The 17,256-nt window shown below is 71.6% G+C and carries 14 protein-coding genes; all 14 read right to left on the bottom strand.

The features are described 5' to 3' along the window. Window positions 1-75 precede the first annotated feature (75 nt). Window positions 76-846: a hypothetical protein gene (locus LL648_RS01215; protein ID WP_232660477.1), complete on the bottom strand. Its 771-nt coding sequence runs from the start codon at window positions 844-846 to the stop codon at window positions 76-78. Beyond that, window positions 839-1,267, bottom strand: coding sequence for a hypothetical protein (locus LL648_RS01220; RefSeq protein WP_232660478.1), 429 nt, complete (start codon window positions 1,265-1,267; stop codon window positions 839-841). The genes LL648_RS01215 and LL648_RS01220 overlap by 8 nt, the downstream gene beginning before the upstream one ends. Beyond that, window positions 1,264-2,127, bottom strand: coding sequence for an N-acetyl-1-D-myo-inositol-2-amino-2-deoxy-alpha-D-glucopyranoside deacetylase (gene mshB, locus LL648_RS01225; protein WP_232660479.1), 864 nt, complete (start codon window positions 2,125-2,127; stop codon window positions 1,264-1,266). The genes LL648_RS01220 and mshB overlap by 4 nt, the downstream gene beginning before the upstream one ends. 109 nt (window positions 2,128-2,236) lie before the next feature. Then, window positions 2,237-2,698 (bottom strand): VOC family protein, encoded by a 462-nt coding sequence (locus tag LL648_RS01230; protein WP_232660480.1) that lies wholly within the window; start codon window positions 2,696-2,698, stop codon window positions 2,237-2,239. Beyond that, window positions 2,679-4,802, bottom strand: a complete 2,124-nt coding sequence (locus LL648_RS01235) for an ABC transporter ATP-binding protein (RefSeq protein WP_232660481.1) — start codon at window positions 4,800-4,802, stop codon at window positions 2,679-2,681. Before LL648_RS01235 ends, LL648_RS01230 begins: the two co-directional genes overlap by 20 nt. A gap of 12 nt (window positions 4,803-4,814) precedes the next feature. Then, entirely contained in the window at window positions 4,815-5,807 is a 993-nt protein-coding gene (locus tag LL648_RS01240; RefSeq protein WP_232660482.1) for an ABC transporter permease, read from the bottom strand. A gap of 17 nt (window positions 5,808-5,824) precedes the next feature. Continuing rightward, complete coding sequence (locus tag LL648_RS01245) at window positions 5,825-6,757, bottom strand: ABC transporter permease (protein WP_232660483.1); 933 nt, start codon at window positions 6,755-6,757, stop codon at window positions 5,825-5,827. Window positions 6,758-6,822: 65 nt separating this feature from the next. Further along, on the bottom strand, window positions 6,823-8,532 hold the full coding sequence (locus LL648_RS01250; RefSeq protein ID WP_232660484.1) for a peptide ABC transporter substrate-binding protein: 1,710 nt from the start codon (window positions 8,530-8,532) through the stop codon (window positions 6,823-6,825). A 605-nt stretch (window positions 8,533-9,137) separates the two neighbouring features. Beyond that, window positions 9,138-11,042, bottom strand: coding sequence for an ABC transporter family substrate-binding protein (locus LL648_RS01255; protein WP_232660485.1), 1,905 nt, complete (start codon window positions 11,040-11,042; stop codon window positions 9,138-9,140). Between the two features lie 100 nt (window positions 11,043-11,142). After that, on the bottom strand, window positions 11,143-13,071 hold the full coding sequence (gene typA / locus LL648_RS01260) for a translational GTPase TypA (protein ID WP_308190222.1): 1,929 nt from the start codon (window positions 13,069-13,071) through the stop codon (window positions 11,143-11,145). 207 nt (window positions 13,072-13,278) lie between these two features. Next, the gene (locus LL648_RS01265) at window positions 13,279-14,091 is read right to left on the bottom strand and encodes a hypothetical protein (RefSeq protein ID WP_232660486.1); all 813 of its coding nucleotides are present in this window, start codon (window positions 14,089-14,091) and stop codon (window positions 13,279-13,281) included. Continuing rightward, window positions 14,081-14,950 carry an NUDIX domain-containing protein gene (locus tag LL648_RS44945; RefSeq protein ID WP_232660487.1) on the bottom strand — a complete coding sequence of 290 codons (870 nt, stop codon included), beginning with the start codon at window positions 14,948-14,950 and terminating at the stop codon, window positions 14,081-14,083. The genes LL648_RS01265 and LL648_RS44945 overlap by 11 nt, the downstream gene beginning before the upstream one ends. A gap of 218 nt (window positions 14,951-15,168) precedes the next feature. Next, the gene (locus LL648_RS01275; RefSeq protein WP_232660488.1) at window positions 15,169-16,509 is read right to left on the bottom strand and encodes a sensor histidine kinase; all 1,341 of its coding nucleotides are present in this window, start codon (window positions 16,507-16,509) and stop codon (window positions 15,169-15,171) included. A 10-nt stretch (window positions 16,510-16,519) separates the two neighbouring features. Then, window positions 16,520-17,203 carry a response regulator transcription factor gene (locus LL648_RS01280; RefSeq protein ID WP_232660489.1) on the bottom strand — a complete coding sequence of 228 codons (684 nt, stop codon included), beginning with the start codon at window positions 17,201-17,203 and terminating at the stop codon, window positions 16,520-16,522. Between the last annotated feature and the right edge of the window lie 53 nt (window positions 17,204-17,256).

Here is a 17,256-nt window from a genome sequence, read left to right on the forward strand (position 1 = left end):
CCGAACAGCCCGTGCAGGTTGGCAAAACGGTGGGGACGTTTCGCGGCCGAGACGCACCACGACCCGAAACTTGGGTCAGATGAGGCGCTTGTAGCCGGCGAGCCGCTCTTCGGCCTGCTGCGCGGCCTTCTTCAGCCCCGACCACTCACCGAGGTACTTCCCGACCGCCCCGACGACCGGCAGCATGCCGAGGCCCTCGTGCAGGAGGTTGCCGTGCGGCCGCTTGTCGAGCTCGCCCTCCAGCGCGAACAGCGCCCGTCCGAGCCGCCACACGACCCGGCCGATCCGCTGGATGGTCGGCGGCGTGCCCTTCTCCGCCAGGTCGCCGGCGATCTCGGCTGCCTGCTCGTCGGCGACGGCGTCCGCGGCGGCGTCGGGCGCGGTGACCTCCAGCTCGCGGCGGAAGAGGATCGCGCCCAGCAGCTGGACCAGCTCGTCCTCGTCGCGCATGCCGTGCTCACCCGCGATCGCGACGAGCAGCAGCCCCTGCCCGGCAGCACCGATCGCCTTCGAGACGGGCAACCGGTTCGCCAGCGCGCCGCCGATGCCTGGAACGGCGGCGATCAACGTCGTGAACCTGCCGACCCTGCGCACCCACCACCGCGAACGTTCCGGCACGCCCATCGCCGCCCAGGCCGCCGTACCGGGCACCTCGACGGCCGCGAGCGCGTCGAGGATCTTCTCGCCGAGCTGGCGCTCCTCGCCGTCGGCGGCCTCGGCCCCGACCACACGTGCGCGCAGGCCGAACGGGTCGGACTCGCGCAGCCCGTCGAGCACGGGCCGGGTGGCCCGAACGAACGGGCGGAGCACACCGATGATCGCGCGGTCGGGAATGGCCTCAGCCACCCTTCACCACCGGCTTCGCCAATTGCACCGGCGAGAGCAGCACCTTGCGCAACGCCCACAGGCCGGTGCCCAGCCCGCCCAGCACCAGCAGCGCCGACTGCCACGTCGGCGGCAGCAGCACGTCGCCACCGGGACCGAGCAGGCCGAGCACGCCGACGACGAACAGCCACGCCCACAGCGGCGCGCCCGCCATCGACGGCCCGCGGTCGATCTCGCCCGCCTTCAGCACGAGCCACGGCAGCACGATCATCGAGATCACCGCGCCGATCGGCACCGGGATCGCCGCGACGTAGAGCGGGGTGAACCCGAGGCCGAACCCGCCGATCAGGGCACCGTCGATGGTCAGGAGCGTGAGCGTCCCGACCCCGTCGCCGGTGTTGCCGTCCTCGTCGAGACCCGGGTCGTCGAGACCCTGTGTCATGCGGTCACCCCTGTGAACAGGTCGTCGGACAGCGGGGTGTCCCGCTGCGCCGCGACGTACTCCTCGACGTCCAGCAAGGGCTGGGCCACCAGGTTGCTCATCGCGTACGCGACGGCGGCGCCACTCTGCCAGAGCGCTATCTGCGTCGCGTGCGCCCGCATCGCCGCGATCCGGCGTTCGCGCTGGTCGGCGACGTCGATCCGGACGGTGATCTCGTCGTCGGGGACGCTGGGCAGCTCGTCGGGCGCCGGCACGCGGAACGGCTGCGCGGCATCGAGGCCGGCGAGGCCGGCATCGAGCCCGGAGCGGGCGATCGCGGTGAAGTAGAGCCGCGCCGGCACTCGTTCGACCGCCGCGACCGTGATCTCGTGCGCCCGCACGTGATCGGGGTGGCCGTAGCCGCCGTCGGCGCCGTAGGTCAGCACGACCTGCGGGCGCACCTCCTCCAGCACCTCGACGAGCGCGTCCACCTGCGCGTCGAACGACTCGGTGCGCGCGAACGCCCGCGGGTGCAGCACCTCCGGGGTCGCGGCGCGGACGCCGTGGCCCGCCAGCGCCATGCCGGAATCACGCCAACGCCCGACGCCGCCGAGCATGCGGTGGTCGGTGACGCCGAGCGCGGTGCAGGCGCCGGCGAGCTCGCCGATCCGGTAGCCGCCGAGCTGGTCGGCGTTCTCGGCGTCGAGCAGCGCGAGCTCGGGCGGGATCACCTCACCCTGCTCGCCCAACGTGCAGGTCACGAGCGTGACCGCGGTGTCCGGCTCGGCGGCGTAGCGCGCCATCGTGCCGCCCGTCGTGAGCGTCTCGTCGTCAGGATGGGCGTGCACCAGCAGCAGCCGTCGTGCGGCGGTAGGCGTCACGACTGGAGCCTATGTCGCGGCCGCCGTGGCCGGCGCAGGCCCCACGTCGCGGGCCCCGGGCCGTCGGCTCGACGTCGCGCCGGGTGCGGGGAGGGCAGGAAAGCCACTTTCAGGCCCTGTGGGGGCGGGAAAGTGGCTTTCCTGCCCTCGCGGCTGGGGCCCGTGGCCCCGCCACCAGCTCCACCTCGAACCCGGCCGAGTTCTCCAAGTAACCCGCGTAGTGCCCCGCTCCTCCCGCATGCGGGTACCGCTCCGCGAACAGCGGCCGCCAGCCGTGCGCCGGTCCCGCGGCGTGCAGCGCGTCCACGTCGGCCCTGCTCCCGGCGTGGAATGCGAGGTGGTTCAGGCCGGGCCGGCGCCGCTCGTGGACGTCGGCCGTGAGGTCGGGCGAGCGTTCCACGACGACGTACGTGTGCCCGAGCCGCCAGCTGCGCCCCGCGGCCCATTCCTGGTACGGCTCGTAGCCCAGCTCACCCAGCAGCCATCCCCATTCCGCGACGGCGGTGGCGAGGTCCGGCACCCACAGCTCCACGTGGTGCAGGACCCCGCGGTCAGGCCTCGACGGGCTCACCTCGCAGCACCTGGCGCTCGCCGGAGAAGTGGCAGGCCACCGTGTGCCGCGGCGACGTCGGCGTGAACTCCAGCTTCGGCTCGACGTCGATGCACCGCTGCTTGTCGGCCTCGGACAGTTCGAGGTGCTTCCAGCAGCGGGTGCGGAAGCGGCAGCCGCTGGGCGGGTTGGCCGGGTTCGGCACGTCGCCGACCAGCATGATCCGCTCGCGGGCACGCTCGACGGCGGGGTCCGGGATCGGGACCGCCGAGATCAGCGCCTGCGTGTACGGGTGCTGCGGCCGCTCGAACAGGTCGTCGCGGTCGGCGAGCTCGACGATCCCGCCCAGGTACATCACGGCGACCCGGTCGGAGATGTGGCGCACCACCGACAGGTCGTGCGCGATGAACAGGTACGTCAGCCCGAACTCGACCTGCAGGTTCTCCAGCAGGTTGAGGATCTGCGCCTGGATGGAGACGTCCAGGGCGGAGACCGGCTCGTCGAGCACGACGAACTTCGGGTTGAGCGCGATCGCCCGTGCGATGCCGACCCGCTGGCGCTGGCCGCCGGAGAACTCGTGCGGGTAGCGGTCGGCGTACTCGGCGGAGAGCCCGACGGTGTCGAGCAGGTCGGAGATCGTGGTGTCGGTGACGGTGCCGCCGAGCAGCTGGAACTTCTCGGTGAGGATCTGCCGGATCGTCATGCGCGGGTTGAGCGACGCGTACGGGTCCTGGAAGACGATCTGCATGTTCTCGCGGGCCTTGCGCAGCGACTGCGCGTTGAGCGAGGTGATCTCCTTCCCGCCCAGCCGCACCGTGCCCGACGTCGGCTCCTGCAGCCGCAGGATCGACCGCGCCGCCGTCGACTTGCCGCACCCCGATTCGCCGACCAGCGAGAGCGTGGTGCCCGGCTCGATCTCGATGTCGATGCCGTTGACGGCCTGCACCGAGCCGACCTCGCGGCGGAACAGCAGGCCCGCCTTGATCGGGAAGTGCTTGACCAGCTTCGACACCTCGACCACCGGCGGCTTGCCGAGGTCGACCTTCACCTCGGCCGTGACAGCGGCGGGCTTCGGGGCGGCGTGCGCGGCAGCGACGTCGTCGGGGTGGATGCAGGCGTGCATGTGCCCCGAGTGCTCGACGATGGGCAGCAGCGCCGGGATGTCCTCCATGCAGGCGTCGGTGGCGAACGCGCACCGCGGGTGGAACGCGCACCCGCTCGGCACCCGCGAGAGACTCGGCGGCTGCCCCGGGATGGGCTCCAGCTTGTCGGGCCGCGCATGGTCCATCCGCGCGAGGCTGGAGAGCAGTCCGTATGTGTACGCGTGCCGCGGGGTGCTGAAGATCTCGTCGGTCGTGCCGGTCTCGACGATCCGGCCCGCGTACATCACGGCGATCCGGTCGGCGTGGCTCGCGACGAGCCCGAGGTCGTGCGTGATCAGCACGATCGCCGTGCCGCGACTCTCCTGCAGGTCCACCAGCAGCTGCATGATCTGCGCCTGCACGGTGACGTCGAGCGCCGTGGTGGGCTCGTCGGCCAGCAGCACCTGCGGGTCGTTCGCCAGCGCCATCGCGATCATCGCGCGCTGCCGCATGCCGCCGGAGAACTCGTGCGGGTACTGCAGCGCACGCGCGCGCGGGTTGGGGATGCCCACCTCGCCGAGCAGGTCGACGGCCTTCTTGCGCGCGCCGGCCTTGCTGATGCTCTGGTGCGACAGCACCATCTCGGCGATCTGGTCGCCGACCTTGAACACCGGGTTCAGCGCGGTCAGCGGGTCCTGGAAGATCATCGCGATGTCGTTGCCGCGCAGCTTGCGCTGCTGCGACTCCGGCATCTCCAGCAACGAGCGACCGCGCAGGAGCACCTTCCCGCTCGGGAAGGTGGCGGGCGGGCTGGGCACCAGCCCGAGGATCGTCATCGCCGAGACCGACTTGCCGGAGCCCGACTCGCCGACGATGGCCAGCGTCTCGCCCTCGTGGACGTGCCAGTTCACGCCGTCGACGGCCTTGACGGTGCCGGCTTGCGTCTCGAAGTGCACCCTGAGGTCACGGACCTCGAGCAGCGGCGCCTCACGCGACGCGAAGCCGGATTCGAGCACGTCCTCCGACGCGATCGTCTTCGTCATGTCTGCCACGGGTCAGTTCCCTCCGCGGAGCTTGGGGTCGAGCGCATCGCGGAGACCGTCCGCCACGAAGGCGAACCCGAGCGTCGTAATGCAGATGGCGAGCGCGGGGAAGGCCCACAGGTGGGACTGGCCCGGCACCTTGATGAAGCCGTAGGCCTGCGAGAGCATGCGCCCCCATTCGGGGACGTTCGCGGGGACGCCGACGCCGAGGAACGACAGCGACGCCATCGCGACGACGACCACACCGATGTTCGTGAACGCGTAGACGAGCACCGGCGCGATCGCGTTCGGCATGATGTGGCGCAGGATGATCCGGCCGTCGCTGGCCCCGATCGAACGGGCCGCCTCGACGTACTCGCTCTCCCGCAGCGCCAACGTCTGGCCGCGCATGAGCCGCGCCGTCGTCGCCCAACCGAAGACGACCAGCGCGATGATCACCGGCGTGATCCCCGCCCCGAACGTCCGCACCACCAGGATCGCGCCGATGATCAGCGGGAACGCCAGGAAGATGTCGGTCAGCCGCATGATCAGCGTGTCCCAGAACTTGCCGCGGAACCCGGCGATCGCACCGAACACCACGCCGACGAGCAATGACATCAGCACGGTCACGACACCGACGATCACGGCGAGCTTGGCGCCGTAGATGATCGCCGAGAACATGTCCCTGCCCAGCACGTCGGTGCCGAAGAAGTGCCGCGAGTCCGGCGGGGCGGTCGTGTTGAGCAGGTTCTGCTCGAACGGGTCGAACGGCGTGAGAATCGGCTCGAAGATCGCGAGGAACACCAGCAGCCCGACGATGAACGTGCCGACGAGCGCGAGCTTGTTGCGCCGGTAGCGGTTCCAGATGTCGCGGAACTGGCCGGGGCTGCCGCTGCGCCGCCGTTTGGGCAGCTTCGCGTCGACCGCGGAGGCGGACCGGGCCGAGTCGGCCGACCCGCTCGACCGGACGGGGTCGGATGTCCCGACCGCCTCGGACTCGCCGGATGTGGGAGGAAGAGAGCTCATATGAGGGGTCGCCTCACCTAGTTCAGTCGGATCCGCGGATCGAGGAACGCGTACAGGATGTCCACGATGAGGCTCAGGACGGTGTAGGCGATCACTCCGAACACGATGACCGCGGAGATCACGGGGGCATTGTTGGAGCCGATGGCACGGAAGAGCAGGTAGCCGACCCCGTCGTACTGGAAGATCGCCTCGGTGATGATCGCGCCGCCGAGCAGCGTGCCGAGCGAAACACCGACGTACGTGACGACCGGGATGATCGAGTTGCGCAGCGCGTGCACACCGATCACCCGACGCTCCGAGACACCCTTCGCGCGGGCGGTGCGGATGTAGTCGGCGCGCAGCACCTCCAGCATCGAGCCGCGCATCAGCCGCGCCACGAACGCGGCGTCGATGATCGCGAGTGCGAACGCCGGCAGCAGCACCTCCTGGTACCAGGGCACCTGGTCGGTGAAACTTCGTGGCACCACCGGGAACGGCCCGACGCCGGACAGGAACGCCAGCAACCCGAGCCCGATCACGAACGTGGGGACGCCGATCGCAACCGTCGACACGACCGTGACCAGCACGTCGGCGAACGAGTAGCGCTTGACGGCCGCGATGATGCCGGCGATGACACCGATCGCGACGTCGATCAGGATCGCCACGAGCGCGAGCCGGGCCGTGTTGGGCACGACGGCACCCAACATGTCGATCACCGGGCGGCGTTGGTCGAAGTCGAGACCGAGGTCGCCGGTGACCAGGTTGCCGATGTAGTTGATGTACTGGATCGGCAGCGGCTGGTCGAGCCCGAAGATGGCCCGGTTCTGGGCCGCGATCTCCGGTGGGACCTGCCGGTCGCCGGTGGAGGCGAACGGGTCGCCGAGTGCGTAGGTTGCGACGTAGACGAGCAGGATCGCGGCGAGCACGACGATGACTGCCTGACCGACCCGGCGCAGGATGAACTTGCCCATGGACGCCTCTCTCCGTGCGTGAGCCGGCGGCCCCTGGGTCGGGGCCGCCGGCTCACCTCACGAGGTCACTTCAGGAAGATCTTGTCGAACGTCGGGTTCTCGCTGAAGTCCATGTTGATGTTGGCGAACCTGTCGGTCGCGACCAGGCGGAACTGCTGGCGTTGGAACATCGGCATGAGTGCGAGGTCACGGCCGATCGACATCTGCTCGGCCTGCTGCCACAGCTTGGACCGCTCCGCCTCGTCCTTCGTCGCGCTCGCCTTGAGGACGAGTGCGTCGAACTCCGGGTTGGAGTAGCGGCTGTAGTTGTTGCCCTTCACGTTGCCCTGCGCGTCGAGCTTCATCGACGACGTGGCCATCAGCGGGATCATGAAGTTGCCGGGGGTCGGGTAGTCCGCACTCCAGGCGAGCCTGTTCAGCCCCGACATCGTCGGCGCCTCCAGGTTGTTCAGGTGGTCGTTGAACGGCACGCCGCTGTACTTGACGACCAGCCCGAGGTTCTTCTCCAGCTGCTGGCGCACCGCCGCGGTCCACTCCTCGTGGCCGGCACCGGTGTTGTAGAACAGGTTGATCTCGGTACCGGGCTTGAGGCCCGCCTTCTCGGCGAGCTTCTTCGCCTCGTCCAGGTTGAACGTGCAGGCGTCGCAGACGCCTTCCTGGTACACGTCGCGGAACGCGGCCGGGATCATCGACGTCGCCGGCACCTGCGCACCCTTGAACACGCCTTGCGCGATCGCGTTGCGGTCGATCGCCATCGACACGGCCTTGCGGGCGTCGACGCTGTTGAGCGGCGCGGTGGTGTCACCGGTGACGAAGTAGTTGGTGGCGTTGGTCTTGCGCGAGATCCACTTGCCCTGCGGCTCGTACGTGCTGCGGTTCTGCGCGATCAGCGGCGCCGGCATGCGGGCCCAGTCGAACGTGCCGTTGACGAAGCCGTCGTACTCCAGCTGCACGCCGTTGCTCGGGCTGACGATCGTGAACTCGATGGCGTCGAGGAACGCCTTCGGGCCCGCGGTGTAGTCGTCGAACCGGACGAGCCGGATGCCCTGGTCGTGGTTCCACTTCCCGTCCATCTTGAACGGGCCGTTGCCGATCGGGGCGTCGTTGAACGCGGTGTTCGACGTGGGACCGGCCGCCACCGGCATGGGGGCCGCGACGGGGTGGATCGTGCGGAGCGGGAACTCGCAGTCGGCGTTCTTGAGCGTGACGACCAGCTGGTTCGGGTTGCTCGCGTTGACGCCGCTCATCTCGGTCGCGGCGCCGCTGCTGATCTCGTCGTAACCCTTGATCACGTCGAGGTGGTAGCTGACCTCGGAACCGGAGTCCTTGATCGAGGCCCGCTCCCAGCCGCGCTTGAACGCCGCGGCGTCGACGATCTCGCCGTTGTGGAACTTCGTGCCCGGCTTCAGGTTGAACGTCCACGTGTCGCACGTGTCGTTCGGCGACCAGTCGGTGGCGACACCGGGCACGGGCTCGCCGTCCGGCGTGACCTCGAGCAGGCCGGTGAACAGGGAATCCTCGACGCCCTGGCCCTCGGACTCCTGCGTGTTGTACGGGTCGATCGCGGTGGGCTCGGTGATGCCGAGCCGGAAAACCCCTCCCGGTTTCCCGCCTGGTACCTCAGGATTGGGGGGCGTCTCCGGGAATCCGACGGCCGGCTGTGCGCCGCTACCCGCTGGTGGGCCCGAGTTGCTCTGCTGGGCACAACCGGCGAGTACCAGACTGGCCGCCGCCGTCACGGCGACAGCTGCTAATCCGGCCTTCGATCTCGTCATCGATTCCCTGACCTCTCTCTGCGAGGGGGCCCGTGGTCGGCGCCGCCCGATAAGCATGTGTCGACACCTGTCCATGTGTTGGGACGGGAGCCGACTCCGGCACGGTAGGAACCCAACATGTGGTCGTCACGAGCGTGCTGGCGATCGTGACCAAAGGGTGACCGTATCCTCACGCTCCGCCTGCAGCCGCTTACCGCTCAGTAACCCTCTGCGACGGACACACCCATGAGGTGCCGTCTTATGCGCGAGCGTCCGACGGCCGAACGGCCGCGATCGGGGCGTCGGGTCGATCTCACCGTGGTTTCCGCTGGTCAACCCTCTAGGAGGCTTACCGGTTCCGCTCTCGGCTTTGCGTGCGATCTGCGTGGAAGATCAGAAAGCCACTTTCGTGACCTTCGCGGGCCGACTTTCTGCCTCCCGGCGACGCCGGCGCTCCCGCGAACCCGGGTGCTCAACCGGCGGTCACTTGCCGCCACCGGCCGGGCCGACGCAACCCGCCGCCGGCCGGCCCAGGCCGGGAGCGGCGTTGCGCAGCGAGGGCAGGAAAGCCACTTTCCTGCCCTGTGAGGGCCGGAAAGTGGCTTTCCTGCCCTCCCCCAGCCACGTCAGCTTGCGGGCGGCCGCCAGCGTTCGGCGCCGGTCAGCGGGCCCGTTCCGAGCGGACCGGGGCCGATGCCGGTCGCCGTCTCCCCCGTGGCCGTGCTGATGACCAGCGAGACGGGTTGGAAGAGCGGCAACGCCGGCAGCTGCTGCCAGAGGATCCGCTCGACCGCCGCTGCGGTCTCCGGTCGGGGGTCCGCCATCACGAGCTCGTCGAGCAGCGGCTGCAGCAGGTGGAAGCAGAAACCCGTCGGCGAGCGCGGCGGCTCCGGCACCAGCGCCGTCGCGAGCGGGCAGCCGTAGTCGGACGCCATCTCGGTGCCGACGTCACCACCGACGGTGCGTGGCACGACCATCAGATCGACCTCGACCCCGCCGGTGGGAGCCGGTGCGGCGGTCGTCGTCGTGGCGGCGGTCGTCGTCGTGGCGGCGGTCGTCGGTGGGCCGGTCGTGGGTGCCGTCACCGGCGCCGACACCGGCGTCGGGATCGGCGCCCGGCTCGGTGTCGGGGCCGGCGTCGGCCGCCGCTGGCCGGCACCGGTGGTCGGGGCCGGCGCGGCCGTCGTGGTCGTGGAGGCCGTGGGTGTCGGCTGCGCCGTCGTGCTCGGCGGGATGGCCGGGACGGTCGCACTGCCGAACAGGTCGACGCCGGGCGGCACCACAACCGTGACGCCGATCCCGGCCGCGGTCAGCTGTGCCGCGACGTTCTCCGCGACCTTCTGGTCCTGCGGGCGCTCCGCGGCCGCACCGATCACCAGCTGCACGGGGGTGCCGTCAACCGTCCAGCGGCCGGTGCCGGCCTCACGCGTCCAGCCGGCCGCGGTGAGCAGCTGGGCGGCGGCCACCGGGTCGGGTCGCGCCGGCGCGCCGGCGGGCGCGGTTGCGCTGTAGCCGGGCTGGGACGGCGCCACCCCGAACGCGTCGGCGGCCAGCGCCTCCGGCGCGACCGCGGCACGCACGGCCTCCCGGTCGATGACCGCGGCGATGCCCTGCCGCACCCGCGGGTCGGCGAGCGGTCCGGCGTCGGCCCGCATGCCCAGCTGGGTGACCGACGGCTGCGGCCCGGGCTGCAGCTTCGGGGGCGGGGTGAACCCGCCGAGCGCGGTCCGGATGCCCTCGCGAGCCTCCGGCATCGCGACGGTGACGTCGCCGGATGCGAGCCCGGCGGCGATCGCGGGTGCATCGAGCCTGCGGAAGGCCAGCTGGTCGACGACGGACGGGGTGGTCCAGTACAGGTCGTTGCGGGCCAGCACCACCTCGCCGCGCGCGCGGTCGACGGTGAGCACCTTGAAGGGGCCACCCGATGCCGGGAGGCCGCCGACCAGCGCGCCGACCCACGAGCCCGGCGCGTCCTTCAGGACGTGCGCCGGCAGCAGGTTCGAGAACAGCCGCTGCCACGCCGGGTAGGGCTCGGCGAAGACGACGTCGACCGCCTTGCCACCCGCCCGCGACCGGACCTCGGTGATGAGGCGGTAGCCGGCGGCGTCGGCCACGCCGGTGTCACCGCGCATCCGCTCCCAGAGGTAGACGAAGTCCTCGGCCGCGATCGGGGTGTTCGTCGACCACGAGGCCTCGAGGTTGAGCTCGTAGCTCACCGTGAACGGCTCGGTCGACGTGACCTCGGCGCTGGTCGCGATCGTCGTGTCGAGCTGCGGCGTGCCGGCGGCGTCCACCCGGAACACCGAGGGCAGCACGAGCGTGGCCAGCGCGGTCGTCACCGGCGAGGTGTCGGCGATCAGGTGCGGGTTGAACCCGGGCGGAAGGTCGTCGACGCCGACGACGATCTGGGTGGGTTCCGGCTGCGGGGTCGGCGTCGGTGTCGTGGGCTGTGGGGACGGCACCGGCGCGTTGGTGCAAGCAGCCAGCATGACCCCGATGATCAGGATCAGCACCGCCCTCAGGCGAATCACCAGCCACCCCCGTTGCCGGGCGGACCCACGGCCCGCGGAGCCGCCATCCTCGCACCGGTCGTGTGACGACCGGCGCCTGCCCTTCTCGGACGGATCGAGCTCAGCCTGCGGTCCGGGCGCGCGAGCGGGCCCGGGCCCGGAGGTGCGAGTCGAGCTCGACCTTGCGGATGCGCACCGACTCGGGTGTGACCTCGACACACTCGTCGTTGGCGCAGAACTCCAGCGACTGCTCGAGGTTGAGCACGGTCGGCGGGGTGAGCTTCACGAGCTCGTCGGCCGTCGACTTGCGCATGTTGGTGAGCTTCTTCTCGCGCACGATGTTGACCTCGAGGTCCTCGTTGCGCGTGTACTCGCCGATGACCATGCCGCCGTAGACGATCGTGCCCGGACCGACGAAGAGCACGCCGCGGTCCGAGAGCGCGTCGACCGCGTAGCCGGTGACCGGGCCGCTGCGGTCGGCGATCAGCGAGCCGCGCAGGCGGTTGTTGATCTCGCCGACCCAGGGGCCGTACCCGTCGAAGACGTGGCTGACGATGCCGGCGCCGCGCGTGATCGTCAGGAACTCGGTGCGGAAGCCGATCAGACCGCGCGACGGCACGCGGTAGTCCATCCGGACCCGGGTGTCGCCGTGCACGAGGTTGGACAGCTCACCCTTGCGCGAGGCGAGCAGCTGGGTGACGGCACCGAGGTGCTCGCTCGGCACGTCGGCCGAGAGCTGCTCGAACGGCTCGTGCAGCTTGCCGTCGATCACCTTGGTGACGACCTCGGGCTTGCCGACGGTCATCTCGAAGCCCTCGCGGCGCATCGTCTCGACCAGGATGGCCAGCGCCAGCTCGCCGCGGCCCTGCACCTCCCAGGCGTCGGGGCGCTCGGTGGGCAGCACGCGCAGGCTGACGTTGCCGATCAGCTCGCTCTCCAGCCGGCCCTTGACCTGGCGGGCGGTGAGCTTGGTGCCCGGGTGCGGGTCGCGGCCGACCAGCGGCGAGGTGTTGATGCCGATGGTCACCGAGATCGCCGGCTCGTCGACGTGGATCCGCGGCAGCGCCACCGGGTTCTCCGGGTCGGCCAGGGTGTCGCCGATCGTGACGTCCGGGATGCCGGCGACGGCGACCAGGTCGCCCGCGCTCGCCGACTCGGCCGGGACACGGGTGAGTGCCTCGGTGCGCAGCAGCTCGGTGATCTTGACGCGGGTGACCTTGCCGTCGGCGGTGCACCAGCCGACCTGCTGGCCGCGGCGGATCACGCCGGCACGGACGCGGCAGAGCGCGATGCGCCCGAGGAACGGGGTGGCGTCGAGGTTGGTGACGTGCGCCTGCAGCGGGGCGTTCGGGTCGTCCGCCGGCGGCGGAACCGTCTCGGCGATCACGTCGAACAGCGACTCGAGGCCCGGCTCGTCGGGCAGGTCGCCGTCGGCGGGCCGGTTGCGGCTCGCCCGGCCGGCGCGGCCCGACGCGTAGACGACTGGCAGGTCGAGCAGCCGGGCCGTCATGGACTCGTCGAGCTCCAGCTCGTCGGCCAGCTCCAGCAGCAGCTCGAGGCTCTCGTCGACGACCTCTTCGCAGCGGGCGTCGGGGCGGTCGGTCTTGTTGACGACCAGCACCACCGGCAGGCCGGCGATCAGGGTCTTGCGCAGGACGAAGCGGGTCTGGGGCAGCGGACCCTCGCTGGCGTCGACCAGCAGGACCACACCGTCGACCATCGAGAGGCCGCGCTCGACCTCACCGCCGAAGTCGGCGTGGCCGGGGGTGTCGACGACGTTCAGCGTCATGCCGTGCCAGTTGATCGCCGTGTGCTTGGCGAGGATCGTGATGCCCTTTTCGCGCTCGAGGTCGCCGGAGTCCATGACCCGGTCGACAACGGCGGCACGCTCACCGAACGCGCCGGAGGCGCGGAGCATGGCGTCGACGAGGGTGGTCTTGCCGTGGTCGACGTGGGCGACGATGGCTACGTTGCGGAGTTGCGCGCCCGTCTCGCGGGTCGCGCGAGCCGAATCCGCGGGGGCCGCGAGGGTGGATGCTGCAGTGCTCACAACTCAGGGTAGCCCGGACGAGCTGCAGGACATTCCCCTGTGTGAGCCAAGGCTCCCCTCACGAATCGCCAGCTCCACGGGCCGAGCGGTCGATGACCCTCTGCCTTCTGAACCGATTCGCCCCGGATCCGCGGTGAGCGGTGGGACTGCAGGGGCGGGCGGTCTCCGATCCGGCCCGCAACCGCCTTTCGTGCCCGATCCCCATGATCACGACGTGGTGGAAATCACTTCGCAATCGATCCGGCGGCGTACTGCATCCGGCTGCGCGAGCACGTCCTGCCATCGACAGGTCAGGACCCGCCAGCCCGGCCGGGGCGGCGGCGACGGCACGGCGGCGACCTCGACCAGCACCCGGGCGGCGGGGAAGGCGATGCCGGCGGGGACGCGGTGCCACCCGGCCACGCCGGCATCGTGCAGCATCCTGGCGAGCAGGCGCTCGGCCGACGCGGCAGCCCGTTCGGCCGCGACGAGCAGCACGGACCGGGCGCCCGCCGCGCCCGGCCCACCCGCGGTGCGCCGGTGGGCGGCGAGCAGGTCGTCGAACCCGGTGCCGGCAGCGCGCAGCCGGCTTTCCAGCCATGCGGCACCGGGCTCGCCCAGCTCGACGGCGGTGTCGAGGAGCGTCAGCGGACGCGCGGTGACGTCGATGCCGCGCAGCGACGTCACGTCGAGCTGCGCGAGGTCGCGGCGGACGAGCAGCACGCCGTCGCGCCTGCGGGACGCGCGGCGGCGCGGGATCGTCACCGTGACGGTCGCGGGCGGCCGTTCGACCAGCCCGCGCCACCACGCCGCGGCCGCTCCGGAGAGCACCGCGCCCGCGCCCGCCCACAGCACGGCGGCGCGCACGGCGACCTCGTCGGTGTAGGCGTGCCGGCCGGCGAGGTAGGTGCGCGGGTGCAGCGGCCACCAGTGGCGCAGCCGCACGTGGTCGTCGACATCGTTGCGGGACATCCCGGCGGCGACGGCCTGCGCCCGCGAGATCACCCCGGCCTGCGCGGCGAGGATCCGGTCAATGCTCATGGCCACTTTGACGGCTCCCGACGCACCCCGGTTCCGTCGAAAGCGCAATCAGTTCCGCGGTCAGCTCGGGGAGCACCGCGAGGTCGGCGTCGAGCCAGTCCAGCTCGCTGAGCTCGGTGGCGTCGACCCAGCGCAGTTCCTGGTGCTCGAGCGCCTGCGGCTCGGCGCCGAGCAGCTCGGCGCGGTGCACGCGGAGCACGCCGAAGTCGATCGGGAGGTCCGTGCCGAGCCGGCCCGTCACGCGGACGGTCGTGGCCAGCTCCTCCTGGCACTCCCGCTCGACGGCCGCCTCCTCCGACTCGCCCGGCTCCACCTGCCCGCCAGGCAGCTCCCAGCGCCCCGCGAGCGCGGGTGGTTCCCTGCGCTGGGCGGCCAACAACTTGCCGTCCCTGATCAGCGCCGTCGCCACGACGACCTTGGCCGCGGCGAGCTCCGCAGCGCGCTCGACCAGCACCGTCGAGCGGGCGGCGAGCACCCGGCGCATGGACCGGCGCACGGCGAGCACGTCGGCGAGCACCCCGGTCCGGGAGCGCCAGCTCAGCTCGTCGTGCACGAGAGTGCCGTTGTCCTGCGGCGTCAGCGTCGTCGTGTGCACCAGCTCCCGCAGCGGCCCCCTGACGAGCTGCGATGTCATCCCGGACGTCGACACGGCCGTGATCCGCGTGCGTTGGGCCCACCGGAGGCCGAGCAGCCGCCCCTCCACCCGCACCTCGTCACCCACGACGAGCAGTCGCCGCTCGCCGACCCAGCGGTGCCCGGCACGCCCGAGCGCCTGCGCGGCGACGGACGTGTCACGCAGCAACCCCGCGACGGAGGCCTGCGGGGCGTCGACGAACGTGGTGGCGCTGAGCACGGGCACCACGAGATCGTCCCGCACCACCCCGAACGCGGCACTCGCGCGCCGAAACGTGGAACTCGCGCGCCCAAACGTGCAACTCGCCCGCCGGGGCGTGGGACTCGCGCGCCGAAACGTGGGACTCGCGTACACGCGGCGAGTCCCGCGTCTCAGCGGGCGAGTCCCGCGTTTCGGTCGGCGAGTCCCGCGGTTCAGTGGGCGTGTGGCGCGTTTCGGTGCGTTCAGCTGCTCCAAGGGGCGCGCCAGCGCACCTCGATCCGGGCCCCGCCCGTCGCCGTCGCCCCGGCCGTGACGATTCCGCCGCGCCCGTTGACGAGCGCCGCGACGAGGGCGAGGCCGAGGCCCGCGCCGCCGCCGGCCTCGGGGTTGAGGCGGGTGAAGCGGTCGAAGATCCGGGTGCGGTCGGGCTCGGGGATGCCGGGGCCGTCGTCCTCCACGACGAGCCGAACCCACCGGCCCGCCGGCAGCACGCCGACCCGCACCAGCGTCGTGGCGTAGCGCTGGGCGTTGGAGATGAGGTTGTCCAGCACCAGCGCGACCTCCGACGGGGTCGCGGCTACCAGCGCGGGCACCGGGGTGACGACTTCGAGCGCGGGGCCTTCCGTCCCGGTGGTCGCCGCCCGTTCGACCGCAGTGCGCACCGCGGCGATCAGGTCGACCGGCACCGCCGCGGCCCGCTGCCCGGCGTCGGCGCGGGAGAGGGCCAGCAGGTCGGCGAGCAGGGTCGTGAGGCGGGTCGCCTCGGCCGCGATGGCGCGCAGCGTCTCGTCGGCGAGGTCGGGGTCGGGGTGCGCGACGGCCACTTCCGCCTGCGCGCGGATCGCGGCCACCGGCGAACGCAGCTCGTGCGCGGCGTCGCCGGTGAAGCGTTCGAGCCTGGCCACGGCGTCGTCGCGCCGGGCCAGCAGCAGGTTCATCTCCTCCGCGAGCGAGCGCAGCTCGTCGCGGGCCACCGGTACGGGCAGCCGCTCCCCCGGCGGCAATGCGGCGGCGGCGGAGCGCAACCGGTCGACGGGTCGCAGCGCCGCCCGGGTCGCCGCCCACGCCGCGGCCGCGACGACCGCCGCGACGACGAGCGCTCCGAACAGGAAGCCACCCGTGGCCCGGCGCAGCAGCGTCGAGCCGCCCACGAGGTCGGCGTTCGCGACCACGAGGCGGGTCGTGCCGTCCGGGGCGACCGCGGCGACGGCCAGCCAGCGCTCGACCTCGGCGAAGTCGCCGACGGTGATCGATTCGCCCGCGGCGAGCCGCCGCAGCTCCCGCTCCGGGATCTCCAAGAGCGGGCCGCCGTCCAGCGGAACACCAGCGGTGTCGACGATCCGGATGCCCGGCATGGCGGCCTGCGCGGGCGACTGGCCTTCCGCGATCCGGGACGCCGACTCCTCCGCGCGCAGGCTCAGCTCGGCGTCGGCCGCACCGACCAGCGTGTCGTACAGCAGGCTCGCGCCGAGCCGGCTCAGCAGCAGCAGCGCCACCAGCGCGACCACGCCGACGACCAGCGTGATGCGGAAGCGCAGCGTGTGCCGCCCCCACCAGCGCAGCAGCCGCTGTGACGTACTCATGGTGACTTGCTCATGGTGAGGCGACGATGTAACCGAAGCCGCGGACCGTCTTGAGGACGTGCCCGGCCCCGACCGCCTCCAGCTTGCGGCGCACGTACCCGACGTACACCTCGACGACGTTGCGGCTCGCCGCCTGCTCGTCGCCCCACACCATGCGCAGCAGGTCGTCCTTCGACACCGCCGTGTCCGGCCGGCTCGCCAGCGTGTGCAACAACGCGAACTCGCGGGGCGACAGCTCGATCGACTCGCCCTTCCAGCTGACCGACCGCGCGACCGGGTCGACGACGAGCGAGCCGAGCCGCACGCGTTGCCCGGTTCGACCGAGCGCGGCATCGCGTCGGCGCAGCAGCGCACGCAGCTGCGCCACCAGCACGACGAACGCGAACGGCTTCACGAGGTAGCCGTCGGCGCCGAGGTCGAGGCCGTCCGCCTGGTCGAACTCACCGTCCTTCGCCGAGAGCAGCAGCACCGGCGTGTCGACGCCGGCGCCGCGCAGCGCCTCCAACACGCGGTACCCGGACAGCCCCGGAAGGATGATGTCGAGCACGATCGCGTCGAAGCTCCCCGTGAGCCCTTGCTCCAACGCGGAGTTGCCGTCGGCGACCGCGACGACCTCCATGCCTTCCGCCGTCAGGCCGCGCGCGACTGCCGTCCGGATCCCCGGTTCGTCGTCGACCACCAAGACACGAGCCATATCGATGCGGGACGCTACCGGGCGAACGTGCACTACTACCTCAGAACACTCTC

The sequence above is a fragment of the Pseudonocardia sp. TRM90224 genome (genome assembly GCF_021245725.1).
Lineage (GTDB): Bacteria > Actinomycetota > Actinomycetes > Mycobacteriales > Pseudonocardiaceae > Pseudonocardia.

What these genes read in the sequence shown, in the direction of transcription:
- LL648_RS01220 (WP_232660478.1), bottom strand. Translation starts at nt 1,267, where the DNA reads ATGACACAGGGTCTCGACGACCCGGGTCTCGACGAGGACGGCAACACC.
- LL648_RS01235 (WP_232660481.1), bottom strand. Translation starts at nt 4,802, where the DNA reads ATGACGAAGACGATCGCGTCGGAGGACGTGCTCGAATCCGGCTTCGCG.
- LL648_RS01240 (WP_232660482.1), bottom strand. Translation starts at nt 5,807, where the DNA reads ATGAGCTCTCTTCCTCCCACATCCGGCGAGTCCGAGGCGGTCGGGACA.
- LL648_RS01245 (WP_232660483.1), bottom strand. Translation starts at nt 6,757, where the DNA reads ATGGGCAAGTTCATCCTGCGCCGGGTCGGTCAGGCAGTCATCGTCGTG.
- LL648_RS01250 (WP_232660484.1), bottom strand. Translation starts at nt 8,532, where the DNA reads ATGACGAGATCGAAGGCCGGATTAGCAGCTGTCGCCGTGACGGCGGCG.
- LL648_RS01265 (WP_232660486.1), bottom strand. Translation starts at nt 14,091, where the DNA reads ATGAGCATTGACCGGATCCTCGCCGCGCAGGCCGGGGTGATCTCGCGG.
- LL648_RS01275 (WP_232660488.1), bottom strand. Translation starts at nt 16,509, where the DNA reads ATGAGTACGTCACAGCGGCTGCTGCGCTGGTGGGGGCGGCACACGCTG.
- LL648_RS01280 (WP_232660489.1), bottom strand. Translation starts at nt 17,203, where the DNA reads ATGGCTCGTGTCTTGGTGGTCGACGACGAACCGGGGATCCGGACGGCA.